Source organism: Polyangium sp. 6x1 (assembly GCF_029946515.1).
Taxonomy (GTDB): Bacteria; Myxococcota_A; Polyangia; order Polyangiales; family Polyangiaceae; genus Polyangium.
Map to the genome: position 1 here is coordinate 247,884 of NZ_JARZHH010000001.1, position 21,500 is coordinate 269,383.

At 67.8% G+C, this 21,500-nt stretch carries 18 protein-coding genes; 5 read left to right on the forward strand and 13 right to left on the reverse strand.

The features are described 5' to 3' along the window. Positions 1–119: 119 nt before the first annotated feature. Positions 120–1,250, reverse strand: coding sequence for a hypothetical protein (locus QHF85_RS00905; protein WP_281325081.1), 1,131 nt, complete (start codon positions 1,248–1,250; stop codon positions 120–122). A 110-nt stretch (positions 1,251–1,360) separates the two neighbouring features. Here QHF85_RS00905 and QHF85_RS00910 point away from each other — a divergent pair, with 110 nt between their 5' ends. After that, on the forward strand, positions 1,361–1,768 hold the full coding sequence (locus tag QHF85_RS00910) for a nuclear transport factor 2 family protein (protein ID WP_281325082.1): 408 nt from the start codon (positions 1,361–1,363) through the stop codon (positions 1,766–1,768). A 59-nt stretch (positions 1,769–1,827) separates the two neighbouring features. On the opposite strand, the gene QHF85_RS00915 is transcribed toward QHF85_RS00910, so the two are convergent. Next, positions 1,828–2,322, reverse strand: a complete 495-nt coding sequence (locus tag QHF85_RS00915) for a hypothetical protein (RefSeq protein WP_281325083.1) — start codon at positions 2,320–2,322, stop codon at positions 1,828–1,830. Between the two features lie 215 nt (positions 2,323–2,537). Here QHF85_RS00915 and QHF85_RS00920 point away from each other — a divergent pair, with 215 nt between their 5' ends. After that, entirely contained in the window at positions 2,538–3,458 is a 921-nt protein-coding gene (locus tag QHF85_RS00920) for a hypothetical protein (RefSeq protein WP_281325084.1), read from the forward strand. Between the two features lie 73 nt (positions 3,459–3,531). Here QHF85_RS00920 and QHF85_RS00925 read toward each other — a convergent pair whose 3' ends face one another. The 3 genes from QHF85_RS00925 to QHF85_RS00935 form a co-directional block, all read right to left on the reverse strand. Continuing rightward, a complete protein-coding gene (locus QHF85_RS00925; RefSeq protein ID WP_281325085.1) occupies positions 3,532–3,984 on the reverse strand; it encodes a hypothetical protein in 453 nt (150 codons plus the stop codon). 289 nt (positions 3,985–4,273) lie between these two features. Beyond that, a complete protein-coding gene (smpB, locus tag QHF85_RS00930; RefSeq protein ID WP_281325086.1) occupies positions 4,274–4,756 on the reverse strand; it encodes an SsrA-binding protein SmpB in 483 nt (160 codons plus the stop codon). Positions 4,757–4,811: 55 nt separating this feature from the next. Beyond that, a complete protein-coding gene (locus tag QHF85_RS00935; protein ID WP_281325087.1) occupies positions 4,812–5,015 on the reverse strand; it encodes a helix-turn-helix transcriptional regulator in 204 nt (67 codons plus the stop codon). A gap of 514 nt (positions 5,016–5,529) precedes the next feature. Between QHF85_RS00935 and QHF85_RS00940 the strand changes: the two genes are divergently transcribed. Then, on the forward strand, positions 5,530–6,066 hold the full coding sequence (locus QHF85_RS00940) for a hypothetical protein (RefSeq protein ID WP_281325088.1): 537 nt from the start codon (positions 5,530–5,532) through the stop codon (positions 6,064–6,066). Positions 6,067–6,410: 344 nt separating this feature from the next. Here QHF85_RS00940 and QHF85_RS00945 read toward each other — a convergent pair whose 3' ends face one another. Next, positions 6,411–6,839 (reverse strand): hypothetical protein, encoded by a 429-nt coding sequence (locus QHF85_RS00945; RefSeq protein WP_281325089.1) that lies wholly within the window; start codon positions 6,837–6,839, stop codon positions 6,411–6,413. 80 nt (positions 6,840–6,919) lie between these two features. Here QHF85_RS00945 and QHF85_RS00950 point away from each other — a divergent pair, with 80 nt between their 5' ends. Further along, entirely contained in the window at positions 6,920–9,766 is a 2,847-nt protein-coding gene (locus tag QHF85_RS00950) for a hypothetical protein (RefSeq protein WP_281325090.1), read from the forward strand. Between the two features lie 37 nt (positions 9,767–9,803). Here the strand turns inward: QHF85_RS00950 and QHF85_RS00955 are convergent, their stop codons facing one another. The 5 genes from QHF85_RS00955 to QHF85_RS00975 form a co-directional block, all read right to left on the reverse strand. Beyond that, positions 9,804–10,622: a ferritin-like domain-containing protein gene (locus QHF85_RS00955; RefSeq protein ID WP_281325091.1), complete on the reverse strand. Its 819-nt coding sequence runs from the start codon at positions 10,620–10,622 to the stop codon at positions 9,804–9,806. Positions 10,623–10,848: 226 nt separating this feature from the next. Then, positions 10,849–11,157, reverse strand: a complete 309-nt coding sequence (locus QHF85_RS00960) for a hypothetical protein (protein ID WP_281325092.1) — start codon at positions 11,155–11,157, stop codon at positions 10,849–10,851. Between the two features lie 8 nt (positions 11,158–11,165). Further along, complete coding sequence (locus tag QHF85_RS00965) at positions 11,166–11,930, reverse strand: hypothetical protein (protein WP_281325093.1); 765 nt, start codon at positions 11,928–11,930, stop codon at positions 11,166–11,168. A 103-nt stretch (positions 11,931–12,033) separates the two neighbouring features. Then, the gene (locus QHF85_RS00970; protein ID WP_281325094.1) at positions 12,034–14,805 is read right to left on the reverse strand and encodes a hypothetical protein; all 2,772 of its coding nucleotides are present in this window, start codon (positions 14,803–14,805) and stop codon (positions 12,034–12,036) included. A gap of 201 nt (positions 14,806–15,006) precedes the next feature. Then, a complete protein-coding gene (locus tag QHF85_RS00975; protein ID WP_281325095.1) occupies positions 15,007–15,513 on the reverse strand; it encodes a hypothetical protein in 507 nt (168 codons plus the stop codon). 297 nt (positions 15,514–15,810) lie between these two features. On the opposite strand from QHF85_RS00975, the gene QHF85_RS00980 reads away from it, so the two are divergent. Further along, the gene (locus QHF85_RS00980; RefSeq protein ID WP_281325096.1) at positions 15,811–16,062 is read left to right on the forward strand and encodes a hypothetical protein; all 252 of its coding nucleotides are present in this window, start codon (positions 15,811–15,813) and stop codon (positions 16,060–16,062) included. 78 nt (positions 16,063–16,140) lie between these two features. Here the strand turns inward: QHF85_RS00980 and QHF85_RS00985 are convergent, their stop codons facing one another. Beyond that, positions 16,141–18,258: a hypothetical protein gene (locus QHF85_RS00985; RefSeq protein ID WP_281325097.1), complete on the reverse strand. Its 2,118-nt coding sequence runs from the start codon at positions 18,256–18,258 to the stop codon at positions 16,141–16,143. 103 nt (positions 18,259–18,361) lie between these two features. Continuing rightward, complete coding sequence (locus QHF85_RS00990; RefSeq protein ID WP_281325098.1) at positions 18,362–21,091, reverse strand: kelch repeat-containing protein; 2,730 nt, start codon at positions 21,089–21,091, stop codon at positions 18,362–18,364. Between the last annotated feature and the right edge of the window lie 409 nt (positions 21,092–21,500).

The following is a 21,500-nucleotide window of genomic DNA, read 5'->3' on the forward strand; positions in this document are numbered from 1 at the left end:
TCTCGACCCGGCGACCGGATCGGCCACCTGGGAATGCTCCATTCCGCCCTGCTGAGGCGAGCCGACGTTTGTCCAGGAAGCCCAAGGGCCACGCACCGCGGCGTGGACGAGGTCGACGGCTATTGCGCGATCCGTACGATCACGCCTTCGATCGGCTCGTCGGTGCCGCCGCGCGTGTACGCGACGTAGAGGCCGGTGTCGTCGAACACGGGCGGCGTGAGCTTCGGGGCCATGGCCAGATCGACGAACTCACCGCTGCCGTCGGCGCGCACGCGCGACAGCCAGGCGTAGCCATCGCCGTCGCCGAAGTTCTGCAGGAAGTACAGCCACGCGCCGTGGCGGCGCAGGCTGTGCGGCACGCCGCGCGGGATCTCGAAGTCGCCCATCGGCGCAGCGAACACGAGCTCGTTCACGCCGCCGGCCCCGAACCGGCGCAGCTCGTAGGGCGCGGCCGCGGACGTCGTGTACACGTAGTCCGCGTCGACAGCGAAATCGAGAAGGCCGTGCGACGACAGTCCCGACGCGAGCAGCTCGGCCGCGCCGCCCGCCATCGGCACACGCTTCGCCTCGCTGTCGTGCCGGTAATAGAGGAACCCGCCGGCGACGCCGATGGGCATACCGTACTCCTCCGTGAGCACGGTCGGGCTGCTACCGTCATACCCGATCGCGATCACGGGGCCCGCGCTCGCCGAGGAATCCTCGTGTACGATCGATTCTGCATACAGCCGCTCGCCGTCGCCGATCATCGGCGCGACCAGCTCGTAGCGGTCGCCCCATGCAACGACCTCTGCTTCGCCGTCGGGCGTGGCGGTCACGGCGTCGAACGCCATCAGCGCGGTCCGCACGTAGCCGGAATGAATGATGTTCCCGGGGAAGTACAACGTCTCGTCGCGGACCACGGTGCTGCTCGCGAGCTGCAGCGTGGTCGCGGTGAACTCGTAGCGGAAGAGGCGCGTCGTGCTCGCGGCCGCGAGGTCGATCGCCGAATACGTGTTACTCGGAGACACCACGTACACGCGCCCCGCGGCGGCCGCGACGGGCGTGATGCCGGGGCCGAAGTCGCAACCGACGACGACCTGCCCCTCCGGGACCTCCGTCGTGCACGCCGGAGGGACTGCGATATCGATGTTGTCTGCAGGCGGCGCGGGCTGGATGTCGTGGGAGACGCACGCCGCGGCGTGCGGGAGGAGCAGGAAGGCCACGAGGAGCTGGCAACGCATGCGCGGCACGATGCCGCCGGCGGCCCGCATCCGCAGCTTAATTCACATTAAATCCGCTCCGTGGTCCGACCGCACGATCAGCACGTCAGGTCCAAAGCGCCCTTGACGGCGCGGCAGACTTGGGCGAACAGCCTCGTACCATGAACGCGGCGCTCGTCGTACGGTCGGTTTGGGAAGGGATGGAGGCGAGAGAGTGGAACGCCGTGCGGCGCCTCCTCGCCGAGGATCTGGTCGTGACGTGGCCGCAGACGCGGGAGCGGATCCGCGGCGCCGATGCATTCGTCGAGGTAAACCGGACCTACCCCGGAGACTGGCACATCACCGTGGAGGATGTGATCGCCGAGGGCGAACGCGTGGCTGCGAGGGTGACCATCGTCAGCGGGGAGGACGTATTCTACGCGAGCGGCTTCTACCGGGTGCGTGATGGCCAGCTCGTCGAAGCCACCGAGACATTCGCCGACCCGGGGGTGCCCCCGTACGACCGCAGCCACCTCGTAGAACGCTACGAATCGCGGAATTCGCCGGCGGAAGGCCCCACATCCTCCTGACCTCTACCCCGCCGCCCGCGAGCACTTCGCCGGGATCGAAGCGCTGGCACGGATCCAGTCTACGGCTTCGTCGACGCCCCCGCGGGCGCTTGAAGCCCTCCCACGCGCACGCACGCGGCGCCACGCACTTCGCATGAAAATGGCGCGGGGCGGGGAGCCGCGTGCGCCGTGCATTCCTCGTCCTCGGCGACGAGCGCGTCCACGCAGCTCGATGCCGCGCCGGCTCCGGTGCAATATACTTGGCAGCCGGACGTGCCCGCGTCCTCCGGGAAGCAATGGTGCCTTCGCGTGAAGATGGCGCCCTTGGACGGCCCGGTCTCCGCGCGCCATCGCTCGGGCGTCCCTTGGTCGATCCGCTCGAACGATTGACACTCGGCCCATACACCGCAATGCGCCGCCGGCTCACAGGTGCGCTGCCCAGCGGTGCGTCGCGCCTCGGCCGATCCGAGGGCCGCCGGTGACGCCACGGAGCTCGCCACGGGAGGCGTGGAGGATGGCTCGGCGTGGCACCCCGCGGCGAGGACGACGAGGAAAACGGGGCGAGCGGTGTGCATGCGACATGCTACGCGACGAGCAAAGGGTGTCAAGACATGGAGGGGGCGCATTCATCTCGATACTGCTGCCATTGGATGAACGTCGGATTCTTGCCGGGTTGGCAGCACCACCTGCAGGGCGCCAACCGGGTTGCCAAGGCGCGAAGGTGCAGAACGAGAAAAAGCCGCCCATTCGCGGCATGCACGTTGCCGTACTCCAGGCCCGGATTGTCGAAATGCTGCCATTATCAGCAGGGGTCCTGGCCATCGACAAGTTCCTGCTGGGTGATACGGATCCCGACGGCACGCAAAACTACTTCACGGGCTGGAAGCAATATGGAATGAACCTCGATGGCGTGACGTCGACGAAAAACTCCGTCGGGTTGTGCCAGCCGGCGGGCGGTGGCGTCCCCGCCGCGGTCTACCCGGACGGGAACGACGGCAAAGACAACTCCTTCGGCAAGAACATCCTGCCCATCATCCTGGGGCTCACCAGCGACGACTCGAACCAGGTCAACGAGGACCTGCAGGCCGGCATATTCACCTACATGCTGGCCATCGAGGGGCTGGGCGCGTCGACGTCGTGCGCGGCGACGAGCAAGCTTTATCGCGGCGACAACCTCGCGACGCTGCCGCAATGGGACGGGAGCGACGCCTGGCCCCTCGGCCCGGATTTCTTGAACGACCCGGCGAATCCGGCCTCGGCGAAGAACGTGTTCCTGGAGAGCGTGATCGATCAGGACGTGTACCGATCCGGTCCCGAGGCAAACTTCGACCTGGTGCTCGGCGATGGAAGCGGCGCGATCCTCACGGCGATCCCGATCCGTCACGCGCGCCTCGGAATGAAACTCTCTCCAGGCCACGACGGGGCCATCGAGGGTCAACTCGGTGGCATCATCGATACCGAGGCGTTCGTGACGGAGATCGCGAAATCGGCCGCGAAGCTCGACGAATCGTTCTGTGATCCGAGCTCGCCGACATTGCAATCGATCCTGAGCCAGATCCGCCAGGCATCCGACATCATGAAGGACGGGACCCAGGACCCGACGAAGACGTGCGACGGGATCTCGATCGGAATCGGATTCACGATGAAGGCAGTCGATCTGGGCGTCGTGGCCCCACCGGACCCGCCGCCCGTCGATCCCTGCGTGCCCTGATCACGCGTCCCGGGTACGCGGCTTGGTACGGCCGCGTTCGCCCATGACCTCGCAATCGAGGCGATCCATGAGCTCACGGCGTCGGTGACATCGCCGCCGTGACCTCTCCGCAGGTCCAGTCGGTTTCGAGCGGCACGCAATTCTCGAGTTTCGGGAATTGGGAGCAACTGCCCGGCTGGCACGTATCCGGCGGGTCCGCCACATCGCACAGCTCGTGCGCGGCGAGCTCCCAGGGCATAGTCTGCAAATCGCTGCAGCTGCTGTCCAGGCAGCTGCGGCTTCGGCTTTGGACGAGCGCCCTGCCGTCCCCCAGGAGCAACGTGAGCTTATCGCCCATCCAATTGCCAGGCCCCGGCCGATCGTTCACCTGGATCGCGCCGCTCGAGCCTTCGAGCCAGAGGTCGCCCGGGCACGTCAGCGCTTCCGCGCCGCCGCAGTCGCCCACGCCGAGGTGCGTGCAATATTCAGGGCAGCTGAGCTGCACGCCGCAGGCGAACAGATCCACGTGCGCAGGCGTGCTGTCCACGGGCTCATTCTCGATTGCCGTGCCGCAGGCGATCGAGCCAAGCGCCAGGACCGAGGAGAATGCGCCAAGAAGGAGGGAACGAAGCAAGGAAGAATGGTGTGTCATCGCGGCCGGCGCCTCAGGCACGGGTCGTGCCACGCGAAATGACGCTGCTTTGATGGGGTATGAGCAGACCGCGTGGCCATCTTGGCGCAAGATGACACAACGTGTGCCTCATGTCGGGGGGGCGCATGTCGGGATGCGAATGATGGTGCCCCATCCGCGGCGCGCTCCTGTCGACAGGACGGCGTTACCCGCCGCGGCGCTGACGGGCGCGCAGTTCTTGCAGCGCTTCGCGCTCCTCCGTGCGCTCGGCGATGGCGGCGCGCTTGTCGTGGACCTTCTTCCCGCGACCGACGCCGAGGGCCACCTTCACGCGGCCATGGCTAAAATGCAGGTCGAGCGGCACGAGCGTGTAGCCCTCGCGCATGATGACGCGCTCGATCTGCCGGATCTCGCTCGCGTGGAGGAGCAGTTTGCGCGTGCTGCGCTCGTCGTGCGGAAACGCGCGCGCCTGAGCGAAGGCTGCGATGTGCAGGTTCTTCAGCCATACCTCGCCACGCTCGACCACCGCGAATGCATCGACGAGGTGCACGTGCCCCTCACGCAGTGACTTCACCTCGCTCCCGCGCAGCACGATGCCCGCCTCGTACCGGTCCGACAGCTCGTAATGGAACGTCGCCGAACGATTTCGCGCGATGATGTGCTCATCGCTCTGCTTCCGTCCTGTCATGCAGCGTCTTTCTGATGTTCCGAGCCGCGAGCGCTGGGAAGGCGGCGAGATGTCGTCACTTCCGCCTCTGCCTCGCTTCGACCTCGGAGACCAGGCGCGTCATCGTGGTCCCGAGCGCCGTCGCGAGGGCCTGGACGACACGCAGCGACGGATTGCGCTTCCCTCGCTCGAGCAGGCTCACGTAGGTGCGATGCAGCTCGGCCCGATCGGCAAGCTCTTCCTGCGAGATCCCCACCCCGATCCGGGCTTCGCGGACCACTTGCCCAAAAATCTGCTCCAGCCCTTTGCCGGTCACCTTGATGGCAACGGTCGGTCCATCGAGACTCGGCGTCTACAGACAATCGTCTGCAACACGCCGCCACGAGGGACCTGGACCCGCGCCGGCGCATGGTGCTTGAAGAGCCTTCGCCGCGAAGCACGTTCGTCGTGGCGGAGGAAAATCGGCAGGTGTGCCCCTCCTTTTGCGTGCGCTTCGTGCTATCCAGGGCGCCGCTATGTTTCATCGTCTCGTCAAGTGCATTGAAACGGTCTGTCTGCGAACGTTCGCTCGACCTCGGCTCCTCGCGTATGCCCTCGCGCTCCCGGCGGCTGCCAGCGCGTGCGGCGGGGCTGCCCCTCCTCCCCCTGCGGACGCCACGAATGCGACAGTCCGTCCCACAGCGGACCATCCCACAGCCGAAACGTCGGACCCCCAGAAGGTATGTGAACACCTGCGTGTCGTCATTTCGCAGGAGCGCTCGGCGAACGGAGACAACGACGAGGAGTTCGTTCCGGTGTGTCTGGAGGAGGAGTCGGCTTTCCGGTCCAAGAGCAAGGAGCGCTGGCTAGGCCGCGCCGCCTGCTTCCTCGCCGCGAAGACGGGCGACGAGGTCCTCGACTGCGAAGAAAAGCACCCCTTTCCGCTCGTTCCCGTCCATTGCGACAAATTGCTCGCGCCGGAGGATATCCAGGCGGAGCTCGGCATTTCGATGAGGCTGCCGACGGACGAGGACGAAGACGCGACGGAGGACCACTGCAGCCAAGACTTCCACGGGGAGGCTGGGGAGTTCGTGCTCATTCACCTTCGATCGCAGCGCACCGAGACGGAAGCCAAGGCCATCGTCAAGGGACCTCATCCGCGGGCGACGCAGGTGAAGCTCCTGCCCGCCCTGGGCGATACGGCACAACGCTTCGTGTCGGACTCGTTATGCCGTGTGGCGCTGGCGAAGGGCAGCGTCACCATGGTCATGACGCTCCATGTGCCGGGGCAGGCGTGCGCGTTCGACGCGTTCGAGCGCCTGGCAACCAAGGCGGCTGCGCATCTGCCCTGACGGCACCCCTCCCAGCGCTCCCGCGCGTGGCGCGCACGAGGCATCGAATTCGTGCGCGGGCATCGCGGGCTCGGCCTCGACGCGCGGGAGCGCAGTGGGCTCGAGCAGCGCCCGGTTGCGCTCGCGCTCCCAGATCAGTGTGTCCTCCGAGACGCCGTCTCCGTCGGTGTATTCGACGCGCACGAGGTGAAGCCGCCCTTCGGGCCGCGTGTCGTAGGGGTCGACGGAGACGATGACGCACCGACGGTTGCGAACGGTGGCAACCATGCCGACGCGGGGGAGCTCGGAGGATGCTGTCATGGGAAGGGTATACGGCCATGCCAACTGGCATCGGCCCAGAAGGCTCAGTCGAGCACGTCGAATCCCATCTCCCTCAGCTCGTCGAGCTCGTCATCCGAAAAACCCATATCGAGCTCGTCCGGACGCTTGATGAATCCGGATGAATTGATGATGTACTCTACACGTTTCTCGACGACCGAAACGACATAGGTGATCGTATTGGTGCCTTCGATCGTGGAGGGCGGGAGCGGCGCTTCGATCACCCAAGCGGCGCCTGTGACGCCTTCCATGGAATCGTACAGCCTGGCATCCGTCCCAGCATCGATCGTCGTTTCGTATCCCTGGCGATCCCGAAACGCCGTTGCAATTTCCAATGCTTCTTGTTTCGTCATGGTCTTGCGCCCCTGCGCCTCCGCGATCCCCGACCATTTGTCTACCGCACGACCATGATCAAAAACAAGAGAGGAAAGGTCCGTCGCCGTCCGTCGATCCACCGCGCACCGCGTTGGACAGCAGGATTCCGACGCCGGTGGCGCTGAATACCGTCGCGGGGACGAGCAACGTAGGTGCCAGCATGCGTTCCAGCAGAAAGAACCGGGCATTGCCGTGGTCGGGGGCCGCCGCGCTCCTGGGGATCGTGTTCTCCGGCAGCGCGGCGTTCGCCGCGGAGATGGGTGCGAGCGACGCCGTGCTCGCTGCGTTCGGCCCGGAGGGGATGCGGTTTTCTCCGCGGAACCAGGGCCCGGCCCGCGGGATGACGCTCACCGGCGCCGGATGCAAAGGCGATCCGCGGCCCGTGGGACCCGCCGTCGTGCACGCCGCGCAGGGGCGCGTGGAGTACGTCCGGCACGGCGTACCGCTCGTGGAATGGTACGAGCAAAAGCCCGAGGGAATCGAGCAGGGTTTCACGCTGGCCGCGCCGCCGTGCGAAAAGAGGGGCTTCGAGCTGTCGCTCGCGCTCTCCGGGATGGAGGCCACACCGGGCGCGAGCGCCGGGGATATCGCGCTGCGCGACGCGAGCGGGGGGATTTCGCTCCGCTATGGCGAGCTTTCGGCCTTCGACGCGCTCGGCCGCGTGCTGCCCTCGCGCATGGAGGTGGAGGGCGGGCGCGTGATCTCGCTCCGGGTCGACGACGCCGGCGCGGTGTATCCCGTCATGGTGGATCCGCTGGTGGTGCTGAACGTGCGACGATCGCTCATCACCAAGGACGTCCTCGATGTGGCTTTCTATCAGGATGGACGGGGCATCGCGCTCGAGGACGGCTTTTTGGCCGTCAGTTTTTTTGGCCCCGACCTCGGGGGGCTCTATCCCCCGGGCACCCGCTTCGCCCCGGACTGGCAAAAATTCTACGACACGTCGAGCCCCGGCACCGGCTTCCCCCTCAGCCCCTACCCCTACGGGGCCTTGGCCATCGGCGGGAGGAGCCTGTTCATCGCGCCCTCCAATGCCCCGATCGAGGTGTACGAGCCACAGCCCAACGGCACCCTCAACCAAACACAAATCGGCCTTGTGGGCAGCGGCATTGCCGCCTCGGGGACGACCATGGCCGCGCTGAGCTCGGGCTCGCTCTACGTTCACGTGAACGGCGCGCAGGGCTGGGCGCAGGAAGCGGTGGTACCGCCGCCCGGAGGCGGATGGCAAGCCCCTCTGGCCGTCTCCGGCGACCGGATCGCGCTCTTCAGCGGCAACCGTGTGGTCGTGCTCCTGCGCAGCAATGGTATCTGGGACACGGAGGCCACGTTGCCTTTCCCGATGACCGGCACCCCAAAGAGTTTGGCGCTCTCCGGCACGGCACTCGTGCTCGGTATGCCGGACGCTGACATTGCCGCGACGGGCGCAGGGGCGCTCCAGGTCCATGTCGTGAGCGGGGGCGTATGGGTCCCGCACGCCATTCTCACGGCGAGCGACGCGGCGGCCGGCGACAAACTGGGCGCCTCGGTGGACATCGACGCGGATACGATCGTGGCTGGTGCACCCGGCAAGAACGGCGACGAAGGGATGCTCTATGTCTTCGGCAGGACCGGCAGTCTCTGGTTCCAGCACGGCTCGTACCGGCCGAGCAACTACAACCCCTTCCCCGGCGGCACGTCTGGCCCGTCGAAGTTCGGCAGCAGCGTGGTCATCTCGGGCGACGTCGTGGCCGCCACCGCGCCCTCGGAGGAGGGTTATTACTCGCAAAAGCCGTATATCGGCGCGGAGTACGCTTTCCGGATCGACGTGTCGTGCAAGGGCCCGGCGGACTGCCCGAGCGGCTTCTGCGTGGACGGGGTCTGCTGCGACACGGCGTGCGGCGGAGGGGACCAAACCGATTGCATGGCGTGCAGCACGGCGTTCGGCGCGCCGGCGAACGGAACATGCGTCACGGTACCCACGGGCGGCATTTGCCGCGTGGCCGCGGGTGTATGTGACGTGCCCGCGACGTGCAACGCCGGGGTATGCCCTCCAAACGCGGCGGGTCCCGCAGGGATTCTCTGCCGGGAGAAAAAGGGAGATTGCGATGTGGAGGACTTCTGCGACGGGGTGAGCCCGCTCTGTCCGCCCGACCAGGTGCTGCCCGCGGGCACGTTCTGTAACCCCGCGTCGGCGTCCCCCTGCGACGTGGACGATACGTGCACGGGTATCAGCCCGTACTGCCTCAACAAGTTTGCGCCACCAGGGACGATCTGCCGCCCCCAGGCGGGACCATGCGACAAGGCCGAGGTGTGCACCGGCAGCATTGTGTGTCCAAAGGACACTTTCCTGCCCGCCGGGATCTTTTGTCGTGTAGCGAATGGCCCATGTGACAAGGCCGAAGCCTGCAGCGGCGCGAGCATCGATTGCCCGGCGGACGCTTTCCTGCCCGCCGCGACGACTTGTCGCGTGAAGAATGGAGCATGTGACACGGCCGATTCCTGCAGCGGCGTTAGCGTCGATTGCCCGGACGCGGTGCAGCCGGCCGGAGTCGTCTGCCGCAATCCGGTGACCGAATGCGACGTGGCCGAAACGTGCGATGGATCCGGCACGTCGTGCCCGGCGAATGAATTCGCGCCGGATGGGTCGATGTGTTCCACCGGATTGTGCATGACCGGCCTTTGCATGAGCCAGGGCGGCGCAGGTGGCGGCGGTGGCGGCGGCGGCAGCGGCACAGGAGGCGGTGGCGGGAGCAGCGGCACCGGCGGCAGCGGCACCGGCGGGAATGGCACCGGCGGGAATGGCACCGGCGCCACCGGCGGGAATGGCACCGGCGGCACCGGCACCGGCGGCACCGGCGGAAGCTCGGGTGCGGTGCCGGCCGCCCCCGACGGCGAGGCCATCTCCACGAGCCTCTGCGCATTTCGACTGGCCCCGACGCGAATGCCCTCCCCGGACCTCGCACTCCCCGCGCTCGCCGCCCTCGCGCTCGTCCTGCGCAGACGAGCGACACCTCGCTCGAATCGATGACCGGCGCGGGATCAGGCCGCCCGAGAAGGCTTGATCCTCACAGGAGGATCCCCACCCGCGCGAGCGGCCCCCGGACCGACATTTCGATCGTCTCCCGCGCGAGCTCCGCATACGCCGACGCTTCCATCCACCCGAGCTCGCGCACGTGTTCCAGGAGAAACCCTTCGCTCGTCACGCCGTCCACCACCCGGCTCCGGGTATTCTCCCAGAGCGAACGATATTCGTCGACCGTCTCGCGCGCGGCCTTTCCCAGGCGATCCCGCTCGGCGGGCCCGAGCTCCGCGGCGATCCAGTCGAGGTAGAGGAAGCCGAACTTGCCATGGAGCGCCTCGTCCTTGACGATCGTCTCCAGAATCGAGCGACTGAGCGGGTGAGAGGCGCTCCGCATCGCGCCGGAGAGCAGGGGAAAGCTCAGCGCCTCACCCACGCAGCAGAGGCGCACGACGATCTCGGTCGCGCGCTGGAGCGGGTCGAGCGAGGGGTCGAGCTCGAAGACGAGGTCCTCGGGATCGTAATGGAGCGGCGCGCCTCCACCGAGGCGCATGGCCATGCGGGCGCAGAGCTCGACGTGCAGCACCTCTTCCACGGCGAACCGGCTCGCCATGCCGATGAGGTCGAGCGGCGCGCGGGCTTGCACGAGCGCCTGCAACATCTGGCCCATCGCCGCGGCGGTGGTGAACTCGTTGAAGGCATTCTCGGTCCACCCGAAGCGGGCCCGCGCGACGAGGAGCGGTGGATAACGAGCTGGATCGAGGCTATCCCAGGGATAATCGCGCTCGATGGCGCCGAGCGCGCGCTCGTGCAGCGTGCGCGCGAACCCGTTCGAGAAGGAGAGCTCGAAGATCTCGCGCGGCAATTCTCAGCTCCGCCGCAGGGTCGGGGCGATCCCGCGAGGATGCCGAGGATGGACGATGCCGCGCCGACGAATCACGAGCCGCGCTTCGAGCTCCATCTTCCTCTTCTCGGTCATGCGCTCCTCCGCAAGGAAAGTATCACGCCCGCCCGCCCACGACGAGATCGATCTCCCGCGGAGGCGTTTGGGCGGCGAAGGTTTGCCTGGGTGGACTGCCACCCCTTCACGACTACGTGCCGCTCGGGCGCCAAAGCTGCATGATTCCGTCGCGCGTCACGCCGTCCACGGATGCCGCGTAGGCGACGCCGTCACTCCACGCAAACGACCTCAGCTGAGGAATGTACCGCCACTTCGACAGGACGACCTCGCCGCCGCCTCCCGTCCCTTGAAGGCTCCACGCCGGCGCGTCGCCGCCGAAGGTCTCCGTCCCCCAGGTCCAGGTCGCGGTCGTGAAATCGAGGCTACTCGGCGTCAGCGTCTCGAGGAAGCCAGGGTCGAGCGGGCGGCGCCGCGGGGGGAGACAGCGCCGCCCGCTCATCGCTCGCTTCACCAGCTCGCCAAGAGGGATCCGTCGTCGCCGACGACCAGCGTCGTCGTCTCCGCCGGGTCGAGCCGCGCGTAAATCACGTACTGGCGCTCCCAGGAACTCCCGTCCGCACGCGGCGTCGTCTCGCTGATGTCGCTGCGGGCGATGAAGCGCGTGGCGTTCATGGCCGCGTTCGCGAGCAGCGGGAGGATGCGATACTGCGCGATCTTCCCGCCCGAGCTGCAATGATAGGAATGGGAGACGGGCGCCGTCGTTTTGCCGGACGCCGTCTTGAACATCCCGTTGAATGGTATCCAGCACTCCCCGGGGAACCCGACAGGCGTGACATAAGCCGTCCCGTAAACAACCGGATTCTTGGCATTGGTCCCGGTCCCATATTTGAGCTGTGCCAGGCCGTCCACTTCCATGGTGACGCTGAAATCGTACTCGCTGCCTAGCGCGTCGGTCTGCTCGTACACGGGAACCGTGGCGCCCTGCCAGGCTCCGCAGACGCCGGCGACGCACGATCGCTGACGCATGCCCAGCACGAAGTTGCCGAACTTGGCAGGCTTCGAGGCGTACTTGGTGCGAATCTGCGTCGCGGTGAGCGCGCCCGTCTTGAGGTTGCTCTCGAACAGCTCCTCGGTCCCCGTGGTGATGGCCTCCGCGCTGCTCGAAACCGTGTCGTCGAGCGCGTCTTCCACGTCGCCCTCCACGACCGGCGCGGCCACGCAAGCGACAGGAGCCAGGCAAAAGAGCATACACAAACCCATCCAGCGGGACATCTTGCCTCCGTGTTCGTCTTCGGCGCGGCGCTGCAAAGGAGCGCGACCGCGTTGATGGAGAGCAAGATGCGTCGAGAACGGGCGCGCTTGCGGTTACCAGCGGTTACATCCCGCTCGCGCCGAGGCGGCCGAGACGCACCAGCACGCCGAGGCGATAGCCGTCTCCGTCGCGGAGGAGCAGCGCCGGCTCTTTTGGATTTTCCTCCAGCACCTGCCGCATCCGGTGGACGGCGACCTGGAGCCGCTTGTCGTCGCGGTGCGGATGGTAGCTCGCGAGGCCCCACGCGCCGAGCACCAGGTCCTGCTTCGTCGCGCGCCCGCCACCGCGCACGAGGACCTCCAAAATGCGCACGTGCAAGTCCGCCGACGACAGGTCCACCTGCTTGCCGGAGGGCAGCCGCACGGCGCGCTGTTCGAGGTCGAGCACCACCACCGAATCCTCGCTCCGTGTCACCGCGTGGGCCGAGCGCTCCACGATTCTTCGGTCGAGCGCGTCGAGCGTGACCTCGCGCCCGAGCAGCCCCCGCGCTCGCCGGCGCACGACGGGCGACGCCGGATCTTCCGCCATCTCCAGCAGCACGGCCGGGTCCCTCCGGTCCGAGACGAGCCAGGTCGCGAGGCGCGCCTCCGCGGCGAGGTGCGCCGAGCCGAGTCGCTCCGCGGCCTGCGCGAGCCCGCGCGCCGTGAGCTCGACGAGCGTGCGCGCGCTCGTGCCCCGAGCCGCGCGCAGGAGGCGCACGTCGAGCAGGACCGCGAGCAGGTTCGCCTCTTCGATGGCGAAGCCCTCGTGCCGGGCGAGATCCAGCGCGCTCTCCGCGATTCCGTCGGCGAGATCGAGCTCCTCCCGGGCGATCGCAGCCTCCGCCTCCGCGCGTCGCGCGACGAGCCCGACGTCGGTCGGCAGGTCCGGCGGCGCCGTGAACGAAGCCGTCGTCGCGCCGCGACGCGCCGCGACAATCACCTGCCACGCTTCGAGCAACACGCGCGCCGTCCCTTCCGGGACAGCCATTCCTGCCGGAAGATCCGCGAGCGTCGCAGGAGGCGCGCACGTGACGTCGACCGCCGCCTTGGCGCAGAACGACCAGATGACGAGCTCCGGCAATTTGAACAGCGGCGCGTCGAAGGCGAGCTCACGCGCGAGCTCCTCCAGGCCTTCCCCGGGCCCCGCGAAGAGGCGCAAACGGAGCGTGTTGTACCGGTGGACGAACCGCAGGTAGACCGACTCGTCGACGAAGGGCTCGACGCGATCGAGGAGCCGACGCCCGAGGCCGAAGCGGCCACGCTCGACCGCGAGCGCGAGGTGCGCGAAGAGCTCGGTGGGGCGGCAATCGGCGGGCGGATCGCCGTCGCCGAGCACGCGTTCGAGCTCGCGGAAGCGCGAGGACGCGAGGAGCGCCGAGGCGAGCGTGGCGCGCAGCCGGCGGCGCTCCTCGACGCGCAGGCCTTCGAGTTGGTCCGGCATGGACGCGAGCATGTCCGTCGCGCGGGCGAAGTCCCCGCGCAACATGAGCGCGGTCGCGAGGCGCAGGTCGCGATCGATCCGCTGGGATGTGGTGCGTACGTCGAGCCGCTCGAGCAAGGCGACCGACGCGTCGACCTCCGCCGTGTGGCGGAGGATGTCCGCAAGGAGCAACGCCGCGTCGGTCTGGACGTCGTGGGGCCCGTGCTCCGCGAGCGCGCGTGCCGCGTCGCGCGCCCGCGCCACGGCGCCACCATGCACGAGCAACCGGCACCAGAGCAGGCGCACGCGGGGATCGGCGGGCTCGGCGAGGGCCGCGGCCCATGCGAGCGACGCACCCCCATGGATCCAGTCGGCGCAGCCGAGCCGATGCCCGATCAGGGCGGGGCTCTCGAGGCGGCCGAGCAGCTCGAAGAGCCCCTCGGCATACCCTGCCGCGCAGATCGTGAAGAGGCGCTCGTCGAGCAGCGACGTGCAGAGGGACGCGTCGCCCTCCTCGATCGCAAGCCGTACGGCCTCGAACGATGCGGCAGGGCCCTCGGTGCGAAGGAGCAGCGAAAGCGCTGTGCGCCGCGCCTCGGCGGCGTCGAGCGGCTCGGTATCCAGAAGGGAGCGCAGGCGATCGTCGAGGCGAACCCCGCCCGCCGTGAGCCGGATCAGGCCACGCTCGTCGAGCTCGCGCGCCACGTGCGCGGGGAGCGCGACCGCGAAGCGAACGACCCGCAACGCTTGCACCGCGCGCTTCGCCTCGTCGCCGAGATCGACGAGCAACGAGCCGCCTGGATCGGCTCCCTGCGAGAGGACCAGGCGGCGTGCGCGGAATGGGGAGCCCATGGCCTCGCGCGCGAGCGCCGCGGCCTCGGGGGCCGAGCGCAATGGCGCGCAGCGACGCACGAGCCGCGCGAGATCCTCTTCGGGGAGCGGCTCGATGCGCAGCGCCTTGTCTGCGAGCTCCTCGTGGCGCGGGCGCGTGCGTGTCATCACGACGAACCGGCTCTTGCGCGCATAGCGGCAGATCGACAGGAGCAGGCGCTCGGTGAGGTCGTGATCGACTGCGTGGAGGTCGTCGACGAGAACCACGGCCCCCGCGCGCTCGGCGAGCTCGATGTTCAGCATGATGAGATCGGCGCGCGAGCGCCCCTGCGCCATCCATTCGACCGCTTCTCCGGCGAGCCCTGCGAGGCCCCGCCCGAGGCTGATCAGGAAGGTCGTGTCCTCGGGCGTGTCGAGCGCCGAGTGATAGGCGGCGCGTGGGCTCTTTAGGTCCGCGACGACGCGCAGCGCGAGCCCTGTCTTGCCGAGGCCGAGCGGACCCCAGAGGATGGAGAGGGGCCTCTGCGCGAGACGCTCGCGGAGCCACGCGCGCTCGTCCGTTCGGCCTTCGAAGGTCTCCGGGGGATTCGGCAGGTGGAACATGTGCCGAGAGTGCAATGGGTGGTCTCTGGCCGCAATCTCGGACGGCGCCGGGGGGAAGCAGCGCCACGCCCTTCGGCACAGCAGGCTGCGCAGATGAGCTTGCTGCGCGCCCAGGCTCGTGGGTTGTATTCGTGATGATTCACGTGACGTTGCGTGGGGGCGCAACGCAGATCCTCGTTTTCGCCTCGGGCGCGAGCGCGATCAGCCGGGCGGAAGCAAAGCGAGCAGGGCTCTCGCGCCGACCTTCTTGTCGACGACGAGCACGCTCCGGACCATCTTCGCGCTGCCGAGGAGCGCTTTGCCGAGCTCTTCGCCCGGAATGTCGAGACGGCACGCGAGAAGGCGCTGCGGGTAGCGGGAGAGGAGCGCTTCGCAATCTCGATAGAATCGCTCGCTGCCGTCGTTCGCCAGGAAGAGGATCCGCGACACGCGGGCGTTCTGCGGGCTGCCGGGGGTCTTCTCGTTCAGCGCGTCGAGGCCCTTCTGCTCGCCGGCCAGCTTCTCGCCGATGAGCTCGAGGCCCTGGTAGGCGTGCCCAGCGACGAGCGCGCCGCGGAGCTCCGCGGCCAGCGTGTCGGTCATCGGGAGCGTCGCGACCTCGTGGCGACCACGCTCCCATAACGGACGCGCGTGCGTCTCGAGGAGGCGCACGACCGCGTCGTGACGAGGGTCGGCGACGACGTCTTTCGGCAACTTGAGGGTGGACATCGCGGGCAGGTCTAGCAGAACCCCGCTCCCCCGGCGAATCGACGTACCGAGCCGGCCTCGTGGATTCTGGTCCCGTGTCCCAACACGTACGCTTTCGATATGGAGGTACCGCTGAAGGAACCGTCCAGGCGCCGTCACGGGATACGTCGGGGATACGGTTTTCAGGACCACCTTGCGACGACGAGCGCTGGCGCACCGCCGCGAGGTCGAAGCGTGAGACAGCAACCAACTCGCCGCCCACGCGTCGCTCCGGCCGGGCCTTGACACGGTCGGTTCCGGTCATACGTTGCGCAGCCTGTGAGCACCAAGGCCTCCCTTCACCTCGCCCGGGCCAGCAAAGCTGCGAAGCTTCTGCAGGAGGCGACGTCCCAGGAGGAAGCTGCGCTCTTGCTCGACGCGGGCCTGAGCGAGCTGAACGCAGCCCTCGCAGCCGCGCCGAAGGCGATCGCCGAGCGCGTCCAGCGCGTCGTGAACGACATCGCGCGGCAGATGATGAGCGTCGTCCACGAGGACGTGCTCGCCGAGGCCGTCGAGGCGGCGCAGGCCTGACGTTCAGGGCGGCGGCGCCTGAGGGTCGACGGCTCGAAGCGAAGTCGACCCTCCGTACACGCCGGAGCGATCAGGGTCCTATGACTGGTGGACGAAGGAGCGGGGCCCGATCCCCCAGCGCGGATCCTCGGCCAGCGCCGCGCGGCACGCAGGGAAATTCGAGGCCTGCGCGATCCGCATGAACGCAGCTTCCGCCCCCTCGATTTGCCGATTCGCGCACTGGGCGAGCGCGCACATCGCATACTCGAAGTAGTCGGCGCCGAACCCCTCCTTCACCGGCATGCCCTCGAAGCCGAGGGTCGACCAGTTCGTGCCGTGAATCTTTCCGTCGTCCAGGTCGGTCCCGTTGGGACGGCCTGCGAATCGCTCGAACGCGATTCCCCAGTTCGCGTCGTAGTTGGCCTGCTGCTGATTGTCGGGGTAAGCAAAGGTGCTGACATTCGGCGAATAGGCCTGATGCGCCCAATGCCACCCCTCGGGGTTCGAGCCGTCCGACATGCGCTGGACGAGGCCCTTGCCGAGCCATTGCATGAACGCCTCCGCGTCGGCCTCGTGGGTCGCGTCGAAGATCTCGAGGTCGAGCACCCACGCGACCGAGCCGACGACGTAATCGCTCATCCACGTACGTTGTCCGCCCGGATCACCCCAGGCGACCTGGTCCGGCTCGGTCACGAGCCCGAGCGCATTCGTGTGATAGCCGCGCATCCACACGAGCGACGCGCCCACGGCGCCAGCATACGCGAGGCGCTCGGGATCCTCGTCGGGCGTGATCGCGGCGGCCATTCCGCAGTTGCGAATCTGCCAGGCCGTCCCGCGCGCCTGGAGGCTGCGCACCATGAGGCCGGTGGTTCCACCGCGCCCATCGATACTCAGGGTGTAGTGGGTCCACTTCACAAAGAACTGGAGCGATTCGAGGTGCCACCAATCTCCCGTGACCAGATAGGCGACATAACCCGGCAGCCATCCGTGCGAGATGTCCCAATCCGTGCCGTATTGGCCCGAGTAATAAGCGCGTCCCCCGTATTCCTCTCCGGTCGAAAGCGGGACTTTGACGTCGGGATACGCTGCGAACGTCGGCGGATTGTTCGTCTTCGGGTCACGCAGGTGCACGCTCCATGCCCCTGCGGCGAACGAGTTGACCAGCACCGATCGGAGCGCGCGCGGCTCGGCCGAGACGACGTAGGTGGCGTCCCACAGCGGGAGCCAGCCGATCGACTGGCTGTCACCGCCGCCGCCCAGGGAGTTTCCAGGCAGGTTGTGTTGCGCGTAGGGTACGTACTTGTCCGCGAGCTTTTCGAGGAGCGTCCCGCTGACCGACTCCGCGAGGAAGGAGGGAACCGCCGCGCTGCGCTGGAGGTACGTGGTGTCGTGCGCGACGACGATCTGCGGATCTGTATCGAGCCAGAGCTTGCCGCTGTACCCGTCCGTGCAGACGATCCGCGTGTGGTGCTTGATGTCGATGTCGCTCATCGAGTCGTAGAGCGTCTTGCCCTTCGACGTCACGACGACGCGACCGACCTTGTTGATGGCGCCTGCAGGGTCGAACCAGCCATTCTCGACGCTGACCAACGTCTCGATGGCGCCCCCCTTGTAGAGGCGGACGAAGAGCCAGACGATGAGCTGGTCGTCGATGTCGAGGCGATATCGCCACTCCGAAGCGACCGGGCCCGAGAGGATCTGCTGGACCGGGCTGCCGAGCGCGGACGAAAGCGAAACGGTGCCGAGATTGCCCACCTGGACGCCGAGGTCCGGCGCCGCCGCGACGAGATCGGCTTCGGTGATCGCGGGCGGGGAATCCGCGGCCTCGCCGGTGCGCGAGATCGTCACGGTCCGAGGGGTTTCAGCGGTGAAATCGCAACGCCCCGAGAGGACGGCGAACTTCACCGAACCGTCGGGCCATCGATTGCGAACGACGGCCTGGAGTTCGTCGACATCCGCAACGATCCGGGCCTTCTGCGGGATGTCTCCTTCCACGAAAAAATGCCCGATCGTCCACGGGAGCAGCTTGCCGCTCGTGCCCGCGGTGAGGTTCACGGTCGTGATGTCCTTGGGCGTCACGTCGGATCCGCCGCCCCCCGCCGTCCCGCCGCCGCCGGCGGCACCGGAGTCCCCCTTGCCACCACCGCACGCGCCGAGGCCGACAACCCCGACGAGCGCGAACGTGGACCCGAGAAAAAGTCGTCGATCGATCAACATTGTAAGCTCCTTTAAACACTCGACTCGGGAGTCACGCGCCACGGCGCCCATCGCATGGCGCGCGACTCCTCGAAGGCAATACAAGCAGGCGTGTTCGCGCCGCTCAGAGAGGCGTCGTCGTGATGTTCCCGAAGGCCGCGCGCAGCGCGAAATTCTCGGCGTAGTTGCAGAGCGAATAGAGCCGGCTGCGCGTGGCGTCGATGGCGATGCCGCAATCGACGCTGCCGAATTGCTGGTTCGGGTGTCGCGCGATGTTCGTCTTCACCCAGCGATTGTTCGCCACGTCATAACCGACCTGCTGGTTGTCGACCCACATCTGCACGAAGAGCACGAGATCGAGGGCCTCGATGTAGACCGTCTCGCGAACACGATTGAGCCCCGATGCCCCGGTGCTGTCGTCGATGAAGGCGCGGTTCGTCGGGTCGAGCGCCGCCGCCGCCCCCGAAGCGAAGTCGTAGGCCCAGACCTGCCCGCCCGGATCGTCGTATCCCTGCGCGGAGAACATGAGCATGCGATTGCGCTTCGAGTCGTAGACCATTCCGCCTTCGTCACCGCCGACCATGGGCGCGAGCTCACCCGTGACGGGAAGGGGCTCCCACGCGTGTTTGTCGGCGACGAACTTTCCGAAGAATCCGCCGGCCGTCGGGCCGCCCGTCCACGCCACGACGCCGACCGGGGTCGACGCCGTCTTGACGGCATAGAGGTCGTAGCCGAAGGGCTGCGTCGGAACGAAATCGACCCAGTCTCCGAGCGCGGGATCGTACACGTGCGTGCCTGCTCGATGCGGCGCAATGAGGAGACCGGACACGGGATCGAGGGCGACGGCGTTGTACGTGTGGTTGTTGCAATCGGGGCGCCCGTTGAACGTGTTTCCGATGCCGAGGGCCTCCGCGACGTGCCCGATGCTGTAGCGACCCGTCTCGAGGTGGAGGTGCTGCACGGCGTTCGTCGGGTCGGACTGGTGGCCGCCGGTCCAGTGCAGGATCTGATGATTCTTCTCGTCGAAGATCGTGCTGCCCCAGGAACGGGAGGTGTTGGGGCGCGGGGCGGTCGGCAGCGCCGTCCAGACGTTCTCGGGCAATGCGTCGACCCACGCGCCGAACGTGCCTTCCGGATCGCGCGGCGCTTCGTCGTACCACGCCGGCGACCAGCCGGGCGTGGCTTCGGTGCGTGAATACGAGGTGCCGGGGCCGACGGCTTTCGCGGCCGTGGCGGACGCGTCGAGCGTATTCGGATCGAGCCGGAGCGCCCACGTGCTCGATCGCTGCAGGCTCACGTACTCCGAGCCGCCGTTCGCGACCGCGAGCATCGCATCGCCTCCGAGGTGCGCCGCGCCGACGACGCGCATCAGGGCCGCCTCTTCTTCCGCGGGCACGCCCGCGACGAAGGACCATTTCATCGTCGTCGCGTCGAAGAGCCACGCCTCGGTCGGGAGCTTCTCGTCTGGCATTTGCGCGTCGATCTTTTTGCGGAACGTGTTGCCCCCGACGAGCAGCGCGCGTCCGCCCGTCATGCCAAGGAAGCGGGCGCCGTGCCGCGGGCTCGGCGAATGCTCGGGCCAGAGCTGCCGGTAGCGCCGCGAGGCGAAATCGTAGAGCCAGGTGTCAGCCGTGACGAAATCGCCATGGGTTCCACCAAAAAGGACGAGGCCGCTGCAGTCCGGCAACACGGCGACGGAGGCACCCATGCGCGGGGGCGGCTCGGGGGCGACGGCCCATGCGGCTTCTCGAACCGCGGCGGCGACGCGATCGAGCTCGGTGAGCGTCTCGCCGGCGAGCGCACCGCCGAGCTTCTCCACGCCGGCCACATGACCGGCGACGGCCGCGTCGATCTTCGTCTTGCCCATTGCAATGCTTTGCTCGTCGAGGCCGGACATGCCACCGAGCCCGGCCACGCGATTCTGGAGCTGTTTGAGCTCGGCATCGAGCCCTTGCCACGCCGGGACGATGTCGGTCTGGACCCGCGCGGCGAGATCGCTGGCCGACAAACCGCGATGCCACGCGGCGCGGGCGCGCGCGACGACGAGCCGGAGCTTGTTCGAGGTCGTCTCCAGATCGGTAAAGAGGGCGCGCGCGATGTCTGTGCCGCTCGGAGACGCCTGCCACGTGTTGGCCTTGGGATCGAACGTCCAATTCCCGAGGGTCGCTTTGGCGGCGCCGGGCGCCTGGCCGCCGAGCATCAACACTGCCTCGTGCGCGGAATCCCACACGAGATTCGTCTGGTCGATGGTCCCGAACGGATTGCCGTAGTCACGAAACGCCGCCCAGGTCGGGCTCACGTCCGTCTTCCACGACTCGTCACCAACCGCGGTGCTCGTGAGCGCCGCGAGATCGACCTTTTCGAGCAGCGTCGACGTCCCGTAGACCTTCGTGAATGCGTACGCCGCGTCCGGCGCGAACGCCGGCTGAAGGGCCCCCGAGAGCGACACCCCGAACATCGTGGGCGTCGTCGACCAGGCCTTCGTCGCGGGGTCGAACGTCATGACGGCGCTGCGCGCCGCGCCCGCCGGCTCGGCGCCGACATCGACCGCGGGCGAGGCGAGGACCACCTTGCCCTCGCGGAGGAACATGAGCGAGTTCCCTCGGATGCCGGTCGTGTCGACGTCGATCTTCGTCAGGGTGTTCGCCGGGATGTCGAGCGGCGAGGACGATCCGGGGGCGGGTTTGCATGTGAGCGCGAGGTTATCGACGGGCGTCGTATCGGGGGGCTCGGTCCCCGCGTCGCCGGAGGTGCTCGGTTTCGTCGTATCATCTTCGGGGCTGCCGCATGCGACGGCGAGAAGGCAGGCCGCGACGGGGAAAAAGAAAAGTCGTCGAGAAGAAAGGTTGCGCATGCGCGCACTCGACCACGTCGTGCGGTCGGGCGGCGGTTACGAGTGGTTACAACTGGCTACCCGGGCGCTCCGGCGATCGGCCGCGTGTCGTCAGCAACGCCGCCCCTTCGGCGTACTCGCGCGCACACCCCTCATTCGCCCGACGGCGAGCTCCGGGCCCTCTCGCCGCGGACCCCGATTGGACCCTCAGGTTCTTGATGGGCTCAATCCTGTGCGAGCCATCCGAAGTCGGACCGTACCGACGAGGACGCGCGGGGCGAGCAGAATCCGACGACGGGTCATGCGCGCCGGACGAGCCGTGCCCTGGAGGGGACGAGCCGGATATCACGAGGCGATTCGAATGAGGGCATTCTTGCGCTGCCGTACACTCGCGCACATCTCCCTGCGCCGAACCGCAAGCGCATGAGAA

What these genes read in the sequence shown, in the direction of transcription:
- QHF85_RS00965 (WP_281325093.1), bottom strand. Translation starts at nt 11,930, where the DNA reads ATGTCCCGCTGGATGGGTTTGTGTATGCTCTTTTGCCTGGCTCCTGTC.
- QHF85_RS00975 (WP_281325095.1), bottom strand. Translation starts at nt 15,513, where the DNA reads ATGTCCACCCTCAAGTTGCCGAAAGACGTCGTCGCCGACCCTCGTCAC.
- smpB (WP_281325086.1), bottom strand. Translation starts at nt 4,756, where the DNA reads ATGACAGGACGGAAGCAGAGCGATGAGCACATCATCGCGCGAAATCGT.
- QHF85_RS00920 (WP_281325084.1), top strand. Translation starts at nt 2,538, where the DNA reads ATGCTGCCATTATCAGCAGGGGTCCTGGCCATCGACAAGTTCCTGCTG.
- QHF85_RS00910 (WP_281325082.1), top strand. Translation starts at nt 1,361, where the DNA reads ATGAACGCGGCGCTCGTCGTACGGTCGGTTTGGGAAGGGATGGAGGCG.
- QHF85_RS00905 (WP_281325081.1), bottom strand. Translation starts at nt 1,250, where the DNA reads ATGCGGGCCGCCGGCGGCATCGTGCCGCGCATGCGTTGCCAGCTCCTC.
- QHF85_RS00960 (WP_281325092.1), bottom strand. Translation starts at nt 11,157, where the DNA reads ATGAGCGGGCGGCGCTGTCTCCCCCCGCGGCGCCGCCCGCTCGACCCT.
- QHF85_RS00985 (WP_281325097.1), bottom strand. Translation starts at nt 18,258, where the DNA reads ATGTTGATCGATCGACGACTTTTTCTCGGGTCCACGTTCGCGCTCGTC.
- QHF85_RS00915 (WP_281325083.1), bottom strand. Translation starts at nt 2,322, where the DNA reads ATGCACACCGCTCGCCCCGTTTTCCTCGTCGTCCTCGCCGCGGGGTGC.
- QHF85_RS00950 (WP_281325090.1), top strand. Translation starts at nt 6,920, where the DNA reads ATGCGTTCCAGCAGAAAGAACCGGGCATTGCCGTGGTCGGGGGCCGCC.
- QHF85_RS00970 (WP_281325094.1), bottom strand. Translation starts at nt 14,805, where the DNA reads ATGTTCCACCTGCCGAATCCCCCGGAGACCTTCGAAGGCCGAACGGAC.
- QHF85_RS00990 (WP_281325098.1), bottom strand. Translation starts at nt 21,091, where the DNA reads ATGCGCAACCTTTCTTCTCGACGACTTTTCTTTTTCCCCGTCGCGGCC.